Annotated in this window: 13 protein-coding genes; 6 read left to right on the top strand and 7 right to left on the bottom strand. The window is 48.9% G+C overall.

Annotated features, from left to right (window positions below):
* Window positions 1-38 precede the first annotated feature (38 nt).
* From glpK to CKW00_RS01005, 4 genes are all read right to left on the bottom strand, one after another.
* A complete protein-coding gene (glpK, locus tag CKW00_RS01020) occupies window positions 39-1,532 on the bottom strand; it encodes a glycerol kinase GlpK (RefSeq protein ID WP_095820980.1) in 1,494 nt (497 codons plus the stop codon).
* Between the two features lie 43 nt (window positions 1,533-1,575).
* Window positions 1,576-2,406 carry an MIP/aquaporin family protein gene (locus CKW00_RS01015; protein WP_095820979.1) on the bottom strand — a complete coding sequence of 277 codons (831 nt, stop codon included), beginning with the start codon at window positions 2,404-2,406 and terminating at the stop codon, window positions 1,576-1,578.
* Between the two features lie 332 nt (window positions 2,407-2,738).
* Window positions 2,739-4,082, bottom strand: coding sequence for a dipeptidase (locus CKW00_RS01010; protein ID WP_233129687.1), 1,344 nt, complete (start codon window positions 4,080-4,082; stop codon window positions 2,739-2,741).
* Between the two features lie 55 nt (window positions 4,083-4,137).
* Complete coding sequence (locus CKW00_RS01005; protein WP_095820977.1) at window positions 4,138-5,310, bottom strand: TraB/GumN family protein; 1,173 nt, start codon at window positions 5,308-5,310, stop codon at window positions 4,138-4,140.
* Between the two features lie 172 nt (window positions 5,311-5,482).
* Here CKW00_RS01005 and CKW00_RS01000 point away from each other — a divergent pair, with 172 nt between their 5' ends.
* The 4 genes from CKW00_RS01000 (at window position 5,483) to CKW00_RS00985 (ending at window position 9,801) form a co-directional block, all read left to right on the top strand.
* Window positions 5,483-6,502 carry a fatty acid desaturase gene (locus CKW00_RS01000; RefSeq protein ID WP_095820976.1) on the top strand — a complete coding sequence of 340 codons (1,020 nt, stop codon included), beginning with the start codon at window positions 5,483-5,485 and terminating at the stop codon, window positions 6,500-6,502.
* Between the two features lie 95 nt (window positions 6,503-6,597).
* Window positions 6,598-7,725, top strand: a complete 1,128-nt coding sequence (locus CKW00_RS00995) for a sensor histidine kinase (protein WP_095820975.1) — start codon at window positions 6,598-6,600, stop codon at window positions 7,723-7,725.
* Window positions 7,722-8,318 carry a response regulator transcription factor gene (locus CKW00_RS00990; RefSeq protein WP_095820974.1) on the top strand — a complete coding sequence of 199 codons (597 nt, stop codon included), beginning with the start codon at window positions 7,722-7,724 and terminating at the stop codon, window positions 8,316-8,318. Before CKW00_RS00995 ends, CKW00_RS00990 begins: the two co-directional genes overlap by 4 nt.
* A 55-nt stretch (window positions 8,319-8,373) precedes the next feature.
* Window positions 8,374-9,801: an NAD(P)H-binding protein gene (locus CKW00_RS00985; protein ID WP_095820973.1), complete on the top strand. Its 1,428-nt coding sequence runs from the start codon at window positions 8,374-8,376 to the stop codon at window positions 9,799-9,801.
* A gap of 30 nt (window positions 9,802-9,831) precedes the next feature.
* Here CKW00_RS00985 and CKW00_RS00980 read toward each other — a convergent pair whose 3' ends face one another.
* A complete protein-coding gene (locus CKW00_RS00980; RefSeq protein ID WP_158221257.1) occupies window positions 9,832-10,350 on the bottom strand; it encodes a PadR family transcriptional regulator in 519 nt (172 codons plus the stop codon).
* Between the two features lie 73 nt (window positions 10,351-10,423).
* On the bottom strand, window positions 10,424-11,158 hold the full coding sequence (locus CKW00_RS00975; RefSeq protein WP_095820971.1) for an SDR family NAD(P)-dependent oxidoreductase: 735 nt from the start codon (window positions 11,156-11,158) through the stop codon (window positions 10,424-10,426).
* 160 nt (window positions 11,159-11,318) lie between these two features.
* Here CKW00_RS00975 and CKW00_RS00970 point away from each other — a divergent pair, with 160 nt between their 5' ends.
* Window positions 11,319-12,722 (top strand): DHA2 family efflux MFS transporter permease subunit, encoded by a 1,404-nt coding sequence (locus CKW00_RS00970; protein WP_095820970.1) that lies wholly within the window; start codon window positions 11,319-11,321, stop codon window positions 12,720-12,722.
* Window positions 12,723-12,820: 98 nt separating this feature from the next.
* Here CKW00_RS00970 and CKW00_RS00965 read toward each other — a convergent pair whose 3' ends face one another.
* Window positions 12,821-14,005 carry a cation:proton antiporter gene (locus CKW00_RS00965; RefSeq protein ID WP_095820969.1) on the bottom strand — a complete coding sequence of 395 codons (1,185 nt, stop codon included), beginning with the start codon at window positions 14,003-14,005 and terminating at the stop codon, window positions 12,821-12,823.
* A 142-nt stretch (window positions 14,006-14,147) separates the two neighbouring features.
* Between CKW00_RS00965 and CKW00_RS00960 the strand changes: the two genes are divergently transcribed.
* A complete protein-coding gene (locus CKW00_RS00960; RefSeq protein ID WP_095820968.1) occupies window positions 14,148-15,365 on the top strand; it encodes a dicarboxylate/amino acid:cation symporter in 1,218 nt (405 codons plus the stop codon).
* Window positions 15,366-15,382: the final 17 nt, after the last annotated feature.

The following is a 15,382-nucleotide window of genomic DNA, read 5'->3' as shown; positions in this document are numbered from 1 at the left end:
AGCCACAGTGTCCGGCACTGTGGCGAAGGTTATTATGCTTACTTAAATTCTCTCGTCGCTTTAACGGCTTTCTTCCAGCCATTGTAAAGTTCTTCTCTTTCTTCACTTTCCATGTCAGGATCGAAAGTTTCTTCCACGTTCCATTGTTTTCTTATCTCATCCTTACTTTCCCAGAAACCTACCGCAAGACCCGCAAGATAAGCGGCCCCAAGGGCTGTCGTTTCCTGAACAACAGGACGCTCCACCGGTGCATCGAGTATGTCACTCTGGAACTGCATAAGAAAATCGTTCTTCACGGCTCCTCCGTCCACACGAAGACTTTTCACATCGATGCCGGAATCCGTAACCATTGCGTTCAGGACATCTTTCGTCTGATAAGCAAGAGACTCCAGTGTGGCACGGATGACGTGGTCTTTTTTCGTGCCGCGCGTAAGACCGAACATGGCCCCTCTGGCTTCACTGTCCCAGTAAGGAGTACCAAGTCCCACAAATGCCGGCACCATGTACACTCCTTCGTTCGAATCTACGTTTTTTGCATATTGTTCACTGGATGGGCTGTCTTCAATAAGCTTCAACCCGTCCCGAAGCCACTGGATAGCCGAGCCGGCCACGAAGATACTCCCTTCCAGGGCGTACTCGACTTTACCGTCCAGTCCCCAGGCGAGTGTCGTCAACAATCCGTTTTCTGATTGTACGCCTTTGTCACCGGTATTCATCAGCATGAAACAGCCGGTGCCGTACGTGTTCTTCGCCATTCCTTCGTCGAAACAGGCCTGACCGAACAGGGCAGCCTGCTGGTCTCCGGCCATACCCGCAATCGGTACCTCTTCCCCGAAGAAGTGATAATCCACCGTGTTCGCATAGACTTCGGAAGAGTCTTTCACTTCCGGCAGCATGCTTTTCGGAACACCCAGAATGTCAAGAAGTTCCTCATCCCACTTCAGTTCGTGGATGTTGAACATGAGGGTACGGGATGCGTTGGAGTAATCCGTAACGTGAGCCTTCCCGCCTGAAAGCTTGTGAACGAGCCATGTATCCATCGTACCGAAGAGCAGTTCGCCGTTATCCGCTTTTTCTCTTGCACCTTCCACATTATCAAGGATCCATTTCACTTTCGTACCCGAGAAATAAGGGTCGAGCAGCAGTCCGGTCTTATCACGGAACGTCTCGTTATACCCCTGTTCCCGGAGATCGTTACAAATTTGCTGGGTCTGGCGCGACTGCCATACGACGGCCCGGTGGATAGGTTTACCGGTGTTCTTATCCCAGATGACTGTCGTCTCCCGCTGGTTGGTGATCCCTATTCCGGCAATCTGATTGGGTTCGATATCGGATTTTCTCAGAACCTCGGATATACAGGAAAGGACGGACGTCCATATTTCATTGGCATCGTGCTCCACCCACCCGGGTTTCTGGAAGAACTGTTCGAATTCCTTCTGACCGGTTTCGACGATTTCCCCCTTCTGATTAAAAAGAATGGCTCTTGAACTTGTAGTACCCTGGTCCAGGGATAAAATATACTTCTCTGACATAATGATTCTCCTTTCTTATAATAGAAAATAAGTTCGCAAATCTTTAGCTGAGTTTCTCTTCCAGACTGTCTGTCGTCGTCGGTTTTTCTTTCAGTTCCGACCGTGCAGCCAGAATCAGAATCACCAGAATGATGGCTGAACCGACCCAGAAAGCCACGGAATATTCACTGAGGAAAATCGATTTGTAAAAGATCGCCCCGTAAATTCCGCCGAGTACCGGTCCGAGGATAGGTACCCAGGAGTAGCTCCAGTCCGAACCGCCTTTATTGGGAATGGGAAGTAAAGCATGGGCGATACGCGGACCGAGGTCACGGGCCGGGTTGATAGCATACCCGGTAGCCCCGCCGAGGCTCATCCCGATAGCTACGATCAGAAGACCCACAATCAACGGGTTCAGACCCTGCGTAAATTCATTCGATCCGATGAACAGAAGACCCATGACGAGTACGAACGTACCGAGAATCTCACTTACCAGGTTTGAGAAAGGACTGCGGATTGCCGGGTCCGTCGAGAAAACGGCAAGTTTCGCGCCTTTATCCTCCGTGGCACGCCAGTGAGGGAGGTAGTTCAGGAAGACGATCACGCCGCCGATGAACGCTCCGATGATCTGGGCAGATATGTACATCGGAACTTTCGCCCACGGAAACTCCCCTATTGCGGCAAAACCAAGCGTCACAGCCGGGTTGATATGCCCCCCGGAGACGTTACCGGAAGCATATACTCCCATCGTAACACCAAGCCCCCAGGCAATCGTAATCAGCACCCAGCCTGTCCCTTCGGCTTTCGAACCTTTCAATACAACCCCTGCTACAACACCGCCACCGAAAATGATGAGAATCATCGTCCCGATTATTTCAGATAAAAATTCATTCATTGCTACCTCTCCTTTTCGTCTGTTTAACGGTCGGGGACAAAAAAAAAGATTCACACGAGTAAGCACACCACTACCGATGCGCCTGCTCATGTGAATCTCCGAATCTCCACCACACGTTTTAACTTGTACATAAACTATAGCGTATAGTGTAAGCGGTGTCAATAAGTTCCGGAATTTTGCACACGGGACCTGCGCATCTATATCAGTTTTCCTCATTCCCCGGAAATATAAACCCTTAATACCATCCCAGTTTATAATTTTTCTGAATTTTAAAACACTCCGCTTCCTTGTCCGATCGTGGAAAGAAAACAGAGTGCTTATTCAAAAAACGATCAATCTTCCTGAAAAGACTTATAATACGCTTTCACTGTCTGTATTCCCCTTTTGAAATTGGACAGATGGAAATGTTCATCAGGTGCATGCATGTTCTCGGACTGGAGGCCGAATCCCATCAGTACGGGCTCCGCTCCGAGTTCGTTCCGGAACACCTCGACAATCGGTATGGATCCTCCTTCTTTCGGATAAAGAGTTCTGTTTTTGTAAAACTGTTCGTAAGCCTTGCCGGCTTTTTGGATATACTCATTACCGGCGTCAACCGTCACTGCTTTCGCTTCTATCTGTTTATCGAGAGTAACCGAAGCACCTGCAGGAGCTGTCGCTTCCACGTGCTCTTTGATTTTTCCGAACACGTAAGAAGGGTCCTGATCCCCTGTCAGTCGGCAGCTTACTTTAGCCGTTGCCACTTTGGGGATCACGGTTTTCACACCGGCGCCCTGATACCCGGAAGTTATTCCATTGAACTCCAAAGTCGGACGGAGACCGATCTGCTCAAGCGGAGTGTAGCCCTCTTCCCCGTACAGCGAAGTGAGTCCGAGCTCTTTTTTCACGGCTTCTTCATGAAAAGGAATACGGGCCATCTCTTCCCGCAGTTCATCCGTTACTTCAGGCACCCCTTCATAAAATCCTTCGACATTCACTCTTCCGCTCTCATCATGGAAAGAGTCCAGCACTTTGACAAGATGATGCGCAGCATTAGGTACCGCTCCCCCATAAGCTCCGGAATGGAGATCGGTAGCGGCAGTAGCAACTTCCATTTCAAAAGCCAAAGCGCCCCGGAGACCGGTTACAATCGCCGGAGTCTCTTCGTCTATCATCGGAGTATCGGAAATAAGCACGGCATCACAGGCAAGTTTGTCTTTATGTTTCTTCACGAAAGGCACGAGGCTGGGGCTTGCGATCTCTTCCTCGCCTTCTAAACAGAGCTTGATATTGACAGGCAGTTCCCCGTCCTCTTCCATTAGTGACGCAATCGCTTTAACGTGAATGAGCACCTGGCCTTTATCATCCGTGGCGCCACGGGCAAACAGCTTACCGTCCCTGATCTCCGGGTGGAAAGGAGCGGACGTCCACAGTTCCACGGGATCAGCCGGCTGTACGTCATAATGGCCATACACGAGGAAAACAGGTTTATCAGGCTGGTGCAGCCAGTCTGCATACACTACCGGATGACCGTCCGTTTCCATAATCTCCACATTTTCCATCCCGCTCTTCCTGAGGTCGGAAGCGAGCCATTCTGCCCCTTTCCTCACTTCGGCCTCATAGGCCGCGTCCGTGGAAATGGAAGGAATACTCAAAAAATCGATCAAATCATTGATATATGTTTCTTCTTTACTCAAAACGGATCCTCCTGACATGAATCATATTTTCTCTCCATTGAACGAGGGAGACGTACTAAAAATTTTCCAGAAATAATCGAATGACATCCGCACCGCCGATAAATGTTCCGAGAGAACTTCCGATATTTGTCAGTGCAATGACGAGCAGCACGCGCGTCGCTTTGTTGTTCCAAAAACCTTTGACGGAAGTCACGTCGTCGGAAAGGGACTCGAAATCCCCCACATTCGGCCGCTTGATGTAAGCCTGGACGAACCCTGCGAACCAGCCGGCCGCAATAAGCGGGTTCAATGAAGTGACAGGAGCCGCTACGAAAGCAGTCAGAATAGCAAGGGGGTGCGCAAAGGCCGCAGCCGCTCCGACAGCTGAAACAATGCCGTTCCAGAGGACCCAGCTGAGCGTCTGCTGCATGCCGGCCTCCGCATTCATCGTAAAGGTATAGGCGATGAGCGCTATAATGAAAACAGGGATGGCCCATCCGATGATCTTCGGCCACGGAGATTTTTTCGGACGTTCTTTCAACGCTTCCAGGTCGTGCTCCCTGTGTACTTCCTTCGTAATCCCGGGAACGTGGGCAGCTCCAAGAACAGCCACCACTTTCTTTCCGGGAGCCGTACGGATCTTCTCGGCGAGATACTGATCCCTTTCATCGATAAGCGGCTGCTTCAGTCTCGGAAAGTTGTCGCTGAAGTCTTCAAGCATCGCATCCAGCATATCCTGTTCCTTCATCTTTTCCAGATCTTCCTCCGATATCGATTCTTTGGAGAAAATACCTGCAAACAGGGAGAGCATGAGTTTCGCTTTCCCTTTGAAACCAAGGTTCCCCCATATGCGGGCGAACGTCAGCTGAATGTTCCGGTCGGCAAGGACGAGTTCGGCACCCGATGCTTCGGCTGATTCAATCCCCTGAATCATTTCCTGACCTGCTTTGATACCGAACTGTTCCGCCATTCGTTTCTGGAAAGACGAAATCGCCAGGTTCATCAGCAGCAGCGTCGCTTTCTTCTCCTTAATGATCTGGAAGATGTCCATGTTTCTCCACTGGTTTCCCTCGACGACCGAATGATACCGCTGTTCGTCAAGCTCCACACAGACGCTGTCCGGTTCTTCCTGCTCCACTACTTCCTTCACCTGCAGAGCACTCGCCCTGGAGACGTGAGCGGTACCGATGAGCACTATTTCTTTATCCTCGATCTGAATCCGTGTTATATAATCCTCATGTTCTTCCATAATTGAACCTACCTTTTTAACAAGCTACTTATCATTTTATACTAAATGAGTAACTCTGAATACATATAAACATCCGTGATATTTATCACGAATAAATACTGACACTTGTGCCTTATACCTGATGCTAATTTAAGTTACGATATAGAAACAACGGAACACGGGAGGCTCAACTATGGAAAAAGAAAAACAGAAACAGCTTAAAAAAGACGTTTCGGAATTCGCAAAACCCGATACTAAAGCCGGAATAATCCAGCTGCTCAATACTATGGTACCTTTTGTCACGCTGTGGGTCCTGGCCTATCTCTCCCTGGAGATATCGGCATGGCTTGCCGTACCGGTAGCCATCCTTGCCGGGGCTTTCGTCGTAAGGATTTTCATCATCTTTCACGACTGTACACACTCTTCTTTTCTGCCAAGCCAGAAAGCCAATCGTACCATCGGCATTATCAGCGGTATTTTGACTCTTTTCCCTTTCGACAAATGGAAACGGAGCCATTCTATCCACCACGCGACAAGCGGGAACCTGGATAAGCGCGGCACCGGTGATATATGGGTGATGACGGTGGAAGAATACCTTCAGGCTTCAAAACGCGAACGTTTCATTTACCGTATGTACCGGAATCCTATCGTCATGTTCGGATTCGGTCCCATTTATCTGTTCCTTATCTCCAACCGTTTCAACCGTAAAGGCGCGAAGAAAAAAGAACGCATGAACACCTACGTGACCAACATATCTGCCGTACTTATCTACGGAACGATCATCGCAACACTCGGATGGGAAGCTTTCCTTCTCGTACAGCTGCCGATCCTTTACGTGTCCGGCATGCTTGGAATATGGCTTTTCTACGTTCAGCACCAGTTCGAAGATTCTTACTTCGAAGACGAATCGGAGTGGGACTTCGTTAAGGCGGCTGTTGACGGAAGCTCCTACTACCGTCTTCCGAAAGTATTCCAGTGGATTTCCGGCAACATCGGTTTCCACCACGTACACCATCTGAGTCCGAGGGTACCGAACTATAAACTTGAGGAAGCACATGAGTCGACGCCTCCTCTCCAGTACGCGACCACCATCACGTTTCTTACCAGCCTGGAATCGGTCCGGTTCCGGCTGTACGATACCGCCAATAAAACTTTTGTTTCCTTCAGGGAAGTGAAGCCCCTGTTGAAAAGTAATGCAGGGACTTCCGGCTGAACAACCGTTTCCCGATCATAAAAGTGAGACCGTCCTGTATTTGCCGGGACGGTCTCTTTCGTGTGTGATATGCTTAAAGAAAAGGAGTCACTTCTATGCAGCAATGGTACCATATACTTCCAAAACATACGGGGCTCGGCGCATATATATGGATCGTTTTCTGCGTCCTTCCCTTTTTCTTCATATTCAGATCATCTTCCGTTCTGGAAATTGTGTTCGGTATTCTGATGACCTTTATTTTCTTTCTCTGTTATCGATGGTCCTTTTCGTCGAACAGTCGTATGATCTACCTTTTCGTCAGTATAGAAATAGCCATAAGTCTCATTATGACTTTCCTTTTCGGATACGTTTATTTCGCTTTGTTTCTCGCCTATTTCATCGGAAGTATCCGCCACCGTGGAGGGTTCATAGCTCTGTATACGGTTCACCTGACGACTACCTTCATAGCGACGGTAATGACTTTCATCATGCGGATGGACTCTCTGTTTCCTTATCTTCCCTTCGTAACGATCGCTCTTATAGGGGTGGTGCTTCTCCCTTTCACCGTCCGGTACCGGCGAAATCAGGAAATTCTCGAAGACGCCCTCGAAGATGCCAACGAACGCATTTCCCAGCTGGTAGTGACGGAAGAAAGAGAGAGGATAGCAAGAGACCTTCACGATACGCTCGGTCAGAAACTGTCCATGATCGGTCTGAAAAGCGAACTGGCCGGGAAGCTCATTGAACAGAAACCGGAGCAGGCCAAAGATGAAATGAGGGACATACACGACACCGCCCGCACGGCGTTGAAAGAAGTAAGGGAAATGGTCTCTGACATGAGAGCGGCATCTCTTGAAGATGAATGGATACGTGCCCGGCAAATGATAGAGACAGCCGGTATGACTTTCGAAGAGTCCGGAGCGCCGGGCTCGGTACACCTTCCTCCCCTGATTGAGCACGTACTCAGCATGTGCCTGAAAGAAGCAGTGACGAACGTGACAAGGCACAGCAACGCTTCCTTGTGTCAAATCGCCATCGACCAGGGAGAAGAAGATACTCTGCTTACCGTTACGGATGACGGAGACGGCTTCAGCAAAGACGAGTACGGGGACGGAAGCGGTCTGAAAGGAATGAAGGAACGGCTGGAATTTGTCAACGGGACGCTTGAGATTGAACAGAATGGAAAAACTGCCCTGAACTTTTATGTGCCGACCATCATTAAGCAAAAGGAGGAACTTTCATGATTCGTATGGTAATCGCCGAGGATCAGCAGATGCTGCTTGGTGCACTCGCCACGCTTCTTGATCTCGAAGAAGGGATAGAAGTCATCGGCAAGGCAGGAGACGGGGAAGAACTGCTTCGCCTTGCGCGGGAGCTGGAACCGGATATATGCATGCTCGATATCGAAATGCCGAAAAAAGACGGGCTGGACGCTGCCGGAGAACTGAAGGACTTTCCGTGCAGGGTTATCATCCTCACTACGTACGCACGCTCCGGATATTTTCAAAGAGCCAAAAATGCAGGGGTGCACGGCTATTTGCTGAAAGACAGTCCGAGTGACGATCTTGCCGCTTCCATCCGCAAAATCCATGAAGGAGCTAAGATTTACGACCCGGAACTGGTCGATCTCGCCTTCACGGATCCGAGCCCGCTCACCGAAAGGGAGAAACAGGTGGTCGCACTTATGTCCGAAGGCAAGAATACGAAAGCTATCGCCGAGTCCCTGTTTATAACGCCGGCAACCGTAAGGAACTATGTATCCATCATTCTGGACAAACTGGGCGTAACTAACCGTATCGAAGCTATTCAGTACTGCCAGGAGAAAGGGTGGATATAAGTCAGTTTCAGTTCTCCCGGAAAGGGAAAGGTAGAGAAAAAGGAGTGAGAAACTGATGAGTAAAAGACCAGTCGTCGCCCTGACCGGGGCCAGTGGATACATCGGACAGAATCTGCTGAAAAAAATCGAGGATAAAGCTGATATTATAGCTCTTTCCCGGAATGGAGATAACTACGAGGACAGTGAGCATATCCAGTGGAGATCTTGTGATCTGTATTCAATGAATGACGCCGAGAAAGCCCTGGAAGGAGCGGATGTAGCCGTTTACCTGGTACACTCCATGATGCCATCGGCAAAGCTTAACCAGGGGTCTTTTGAAGACATGGACGTCATCTTAGCCGACAACTTCGCTCAGGCTGCGAAAAAGAATAACGTAAAAAGAATCGTCTACCTGACCGGTATCGTTCCGGGAGACGACGAGCCTCTTTCCAGACACTTACGCAGCCGTCTGGAAGTCGAAAATATACTGCGCGCCTACGGGACTCCCGTCACTGCAATCAGAGCCGGTCTCATCGTAGGTCCGAAAGGCTCTTCTTTCCCGATTCTCGCAAAGCTTGTGAAGCGCCTCCCGATTATGGTTCTGCCAAAGTGGACGCGTATGGAAACCCAGCCTATCGCTCTGCCGGATGTTCTTAATGCCCTCGATGAAGGCCTGGAAAATGAAGAGATCTCCAACCGGTCCATCGACGTCGGCGGTCCGGAGGTAATGACTTATTGGGATATGATGTTGAAAACCGCAGCCATCATGGGCCGGAAGCCGAAGGCCATACCGGTTCCGTTCATCACTGTGAAACTGTCCAGGCTTTGGGTAAGTATGGTGACCGGAGCCTCGAAAGAAATCGTCTATCCGCTTATCGAAAGCCTCAAACATCCGATGGTCGTTCAGAAAGAAAACTACGTGGAGGGCATCAGTGACGGGAAAATCTCTTTCGAAGAATCCGCAAAATACGCTCTCGAAAGCGAACGTCAGGAAGGGATACGGCTGAAACTGCCCCAACTCCCATCGTTCAAGCAGGATGTCCGTTCCGTACAAAGAATCATTCTGCCTGAAGGGGAAACAGCGGACAGCACCGCCCTTTACTACGTAGAATGGCTGGAATCGTTATTGAATCCCTGGATCCGCACTACTGTGGACGAAGATCATTGCTGTAAAGTAGGAACCTCATTCAGTTCAAAATCGCTGCTGGAACTTTCCTACTCCAGAGAACGAAGTACGCCCGACCGTGCCCTTTACTATATTACCGGGGGGCTGCTTACAGATTCCGAAAAGAATTCCCGCGGAAGACTCGAATTCAGAAAGATTCCCGAAAAAAATGAACTTATAGTCGCTATCCATGAATATATGCCTTCCCTTCCGTGGTTCGCCTATAAATATACCCAGGCTTTTTCCCATCTTATCGTTATGCGTCTGTTCAGCAACCACATGAAAAAGAAAAGTAACGAAACGGTATATAGTGAAAGTACCGACCCTGCAAAAGGATAAAAAAAACGTGAGAGGTCAACTATAGACCTCTCACGTTTTTTCATTTGCGCTCTTTTCCAGCCATGCGGCCACTTCCTTCAGCCACTCTCTGTCTATTTGCATCCTTTGCTGAAAATGCTTATGAATATAGTATCCTGCGCCGTTCTCCTGACGGGTCTCCCCGTCCTTCATTTCAATCGATTCTATCCATTTCCGTACAGCTTCTGCCACTGAATTCCGGTTGGAATACCGGACGAATAAAAGAGCCGGGTATATGGTGTTTATTTCCATCTTCTGATCAAGGAACGCATGCAGAATCCGATCGGAAAGCTCTTCTTTTCCCTGTTCCGTAATTTCATATACGGTGCGGCTCGGACGTTTCTCCACCTGCTCCTGCTTTATAGCCTTTATATTTCCTCTTTCCGCTGCCCTTTTTATATTGTGATAAAGGTTACCTTCGGTTACGGGGAAGAGTCGATCCCAGTGCTGTTGTTTCATGATCATCTTCATTTCATAAGGGTGCCTCGGGGTCTCCCTCAACAGTCCCAGTATCAGTATCTGCATAGACATATCGGGATCCGCCTCTCTTTTCATTTATCGTTATTAAAAAATAAGCTGCCCTGATTAAGGGCAGCCTGCAGTATTACTGTGCTGAAAATCCTCCATCAATAACGAGCTCGGCGCCCGTTATATAGTCGGCATCGTCAGAGGCCAGAAACAGGACGGCTCTCGCTATATCTTCCGGTTTTCCGAGTCGTCCGAGCGGAGTAGCTTTTTCAAGCTGTTCGAGCATACCGCCGGATTCTTTCAGATTTTTCGTCATAGGTGTTTCTATAACACCAGGGAACACCGCGTTCACGCGAACCCCCTGTTTCCCATAAGTAGTACTGGCGGATTTGGAAATGGCCCGTACTGCTCCTTTAGAAGCGGAATAGCTGTTGAAGCCGAGTCCGATCTGAGCCGTGAAACTTGATATGTTTACAATCGAACCTTTCCCGTTCTCCGCCATGTAGGGAGCCACGTGCTTGATCCCTGCGAACGGCCCGTAACTGTTGATACGCATCATCAACTCCCAATCCTCGACCGTCGTATCATCTGCGGACTTCTCCGTAGTGATACCCGCGTTGTTTACGAGGATATCTATTTTTCCATGCTGGTCCTTGATTTTCTGAACAGCATTCTCCCAGTCCTCATCGGAAGATATATCAAGCTTGACTCCTTCGACATTCGTTTCCTGACCGACGGCTTTCAGACCTTCCTCATTCACGTCTGCAGCAATGACGAAAGCCCCTTCGTTTTTAAACAAATCCACCATTTCTTTACCCATACCGGACGCTCCCCCGGTAATGATCGCAACTTTACCATCTAACTTACCCATGTTCATTCCTCCTTCTATCCTTTTTAATTATAACGCATTTATATACTTTGTGCAGACTATTTTAACTTTCCATGCATATCAATTAACTTCCAGACTTCTGTCTGCTATAATTGTTAACTTATTCAACTCATTATTAAATAGGAAGAAAGAAGGAATTGATATGGCTGACGCTCAAGGACGCCCCGATATAAACAAAGTGCCGCTGATGATTGTTCTGATTTCAGGAGCATTCGTAGCGATTCTGAATCAGACACTTTTATCCACTGCTATCCCCCCGATTATGAATGACCTCGGAGTAAGTGCCAACACAGCTCAATGGTTACAGTCGGTTTTCATGCTTGTGAACGGAATCATGATTCCCATCACCGCTTTTCTCATTGAACGGTTCACTACCCGCGGTCTGTTTCTTACAGCTGTCGGCACATTCGCGCTCGGAACTCTTGTATGTGCGATAGCTCCGAACTTTTCGTTTCTGATGGCCGGCCGCGTACTGCAGGCCGGCGGCGCAGGTATTATTATGCCGCTGATGCAGACGATTCTTTTTCTCGTGTTTCCGCTTGAAAAACGGGGAACGGCTATGGGGCTGTTCGGTCTCGTCATCGCTTTCGCTCCGGCTATAGGACCTACGCTCTCAGGGTACCTCGTTGGTCAGTTCCCATGGAGGAGTGTATTTTACGTTGTGCTTCCTATCGCAGTTATTGATATAATTGTCGCTTATTTTATCCTGAAAAACGTCACAACGCGGACATTCCCTAAAATCGATGCTCTCTCCATCGCCCTGTCCACACTCGGGTTCGGAGGGCTTCTCTACGGTTTCAGTACGGCAGGAAACGTCGGGGGCTGGCTCGTTCCGCAGGTATATATTCCAATCATTGTCGGAGCTATCACTCTTACTCTGTTCATTAAACGTCAGATGAAACTCGAACAGCCGATTCTGGAGTTCAGGATTTTCAAATACGGAGTCTTCACTCTTACAACCGCTCTCGGCATGGTAGTATTCATGTCCATGATAGGCGGGGCCGTCATTTTGCCTATTCTTATGCAGAATATGCTCGGCTTCTCTCCTCTGGAGTCCGGACTCATGCTGCTTCCTGGAGCGATTCTGATGGGACTGATGAACCCGGTGACCGGACGCCTTTTCGACATGTTCGGAGCCAGGTGGCTTGCGATCATCGGTCTTGGAATATTAACCGTTACGAATTTTCTTTTCACTTCGCTCACAATTGAAACAACATTCGCCTATTTGGCAATCGTCAATTCGGCCCGTATGTTCGGTATCGCTATGGTAATGATGCCCGTAACGACTGCCGGCCTTAACCAGCTTCCCGATAAACTGATGCCACACGGTACGGCCATGAATAATACGATGCGGCAGATTTCCGGAGCTGTCGGTACAGGGCTGCTGGTGTCCGTCATGTCCAGTGGTGCAATTCCCGGGGAAGGTGCTGCCGGCATGGTGAACGGGGTCAATAGTGCCTTCATCGTTGCAGGAGCACTCTCCTTATTCGGTTTCATTCTCGCTTTCTTTATCAGAAGCAGAAAAAAGACTGCAGCTGCAGCCTGAATAATTTAAAAGAATAAAGAGCAAAAATCCCCTTAGGAACCGGTCATCTTCCGGTCCCAAGGGGATTTTCATGCCGGAATAAGCACAAAAGAGTCCAGTCAGTTCTCCAGTTTGCGGGATAACGGATACACCCCGAGACTCTGAATGATCAGGGAGAGTACTACAACCGAGAAACTGATGGATAACAGCTCTTCGCTTCCGTCCGGACTTTTCGCATGAAGACTCAAAATCAGAAACACGGACATCGTCCCTCTGATTCCTGCCCAGGACACGAGAAAAGCCTGCCTGTTTTTATCAAGCGACCGATGATTATGAAATATCGCCAGCACACTCGTCACTATTAAGTAACGGATGACGATGGAGGCGACGAAAATGATGATTGCCATGCTCCAGTTTGCGGAAGTGAGATACGGTGTCGCCGTAATTCCGATGAGCAGAAAAACGAGAGCAAGCAGGGACGGTTCCACTACGTTCCAGAAACCGGACAGTGCTTCCCTATAGTGTTCCTCTCGGTTCATATGCTCAAATTCATAACTCAGCATAATGCCGGCAGCCACTGTTCCGAGTACTCCGGAGAACCCGATATGTTCAGCCGTCTGGAATACGCCATACGCGATAATGATACTGAGCATGACCTGATAATCACGGTGATGGGTTATGTGTACGGCTTTTGAACACAGCCATCCGAATGCTATTCCTACAGCCACTCCACCGAGAGAGACGTATAAAAATTCTCCGATAAAACCGGTGAGCTGAAAGGAATTTTCACCCAGGTACATCCCGCTCAGAACTGTGAACAGCACGATGCTCGTTCCATCGTTGATCATTGATTCCCCGTCCACCACTTCAGCAATCTGCTCGTCGGCCGCTTCTTCAAGAACGGAGACAGCGGAAACAGGATCGGTCGGGGTCAGAATCGAAGCGATAACCATGGCACCGAGAAAAGAAATGCTGCCGAACCATCCTCCGATCATATACGTCAGCAGACCGAGCAGAAGTGCCGTGGCCATCAGGCCGAGAGTACTTAGCGTAGCCAGCACAGCTCCATGCCTTTTTATAGCTTTGGCTGAATATTTATAGGCGGAAACGAACAGTATCCCCGGAAGGAAAATTTCATAAATCATCTTCTCCGTGACTTCCACCGTAGAAAAATATGGCACAAATGATAACCCTATACCAATTACGAGAAGCACTACCGGGATCGGCAGACTCTTTTTTTTCTTATCGATGGTGAAAACGACATATCCTATTAACAAAAGAAGCACTACTTGAGTAACGCTCATCTTCCCTCCCCCTCTCATCTACAATAGTGAATACCTCTTTTTCCTTTTCAAAAAACAAAATCGTCTGTTTTGACATAAAAACTTTTTTCCGCTATTGTAATGCAGAGTAAACAAATCAGAATTAAGTTGAAGGAGGAACAGCGTGAAAAAACTCTGGAATTTATATATACATGCTTCGCTCATTAAAAAAATCACGGTGGCTCTCGTAATCGGTATCATTCTGGGACTTCTTCTCGGTGATAAAGCAAGTGCCCTCGCCCCCTTCGGTGACCTTATGCTCCGTCTGTTACAATTCATCATCATCCCGCTTATCCTATTTACACTGATCGTAGGGGTGAATCAGACGAATATCGGGAACCTCGGCCGCATGGGCGGGAAAGTGTTTCTATACTATCTCGGAACTTCGGCTCTCGCCATCATCATCGGGACTTCGGTCGCCAGTCTCTTCAATCCTGGCACAGGCCTTTCTTTAAGCGGGGACGAGTCCTTTGAAGTCCCTGAGGATCCGGGAGTCACGCAGGTGATCCTGAGTATTGTACCGGATAATATAGTGAAAGCATTCGTCGAAATGAACCTGCTCGGCATCATTTTCACTGCTTTCGCTTTCGGAATTGCCATAACTTATATGCGAAGTACAGAAAAATTCGGCGAGAAAGCCGAAAAACTGTATGACCTTATCGATACGTTGAACGAACTGACTTTGACGGTCATGAAAGGAATCCTTCAGTATATCCCGGTCGGTATTGCAGCTATAATTGCAGGAATCGTTGGAGAACAGGGCACTGATACCCTGCAGGAACTCGGAGGTTTCATCGGAGTCCTTTATATCGCCCTGCTCGTACAGCTCGTAATTTACACAGGTATTCTCCTGCTCACGAAAACGAAGCTCGGCCAATTTTTCAGGGAGGCGAGAACTCCGATGGTCACCGCTTTCGTCACTCAGAGTTCTTCCGGAACGCTGCCGGTTACTCTTCATGCTGCGAACCAGCTTAAACTGAACAAAAGTCTTTACGGGTTCAGCCTTCCGCTCGGCGCAACCATCAATATGGACGGAGCGGCTATACGGATAGCCGTTTCGGCGGTATTTGCAGCAAACGTCATCGGTGATCCACTGAGCTTTGTCAGCGTGCTGCAAGTAGTGATCGTCGGCACGCTCGCTTCGGTGGGGACTGCCGGAGTCCCCGGTGCCGGTATCATCATGATCGCTACCGTATTCTCCCAGGTAGGGCTGCCGATGGAAGCTGTAGCTCTTCTTACTGCAGTGGACGTCTTCGTAGGCATGGGAGCTACTGCCCTTAACGTAACGGGGGATCTCGTCGGTACAAACGTCATCAGCAAAACAGAGAAACGGGCCTCCTGAATGTGTTAAAATGAACG

The sequence above is a fragment of the Salimicrobium humidisoli genome (assembly GCF_002295105.1).
GTDB lineage: Bacteria > Bacillota > Bacilli > Bacillales > Halobacillaceae > Salimicrobium > Salimicrobium humidisoli.
Note: the sequence above shows the minus strand (reverse complement) of the source record. Positions and strands in the feature narration are given on the sequence as shown.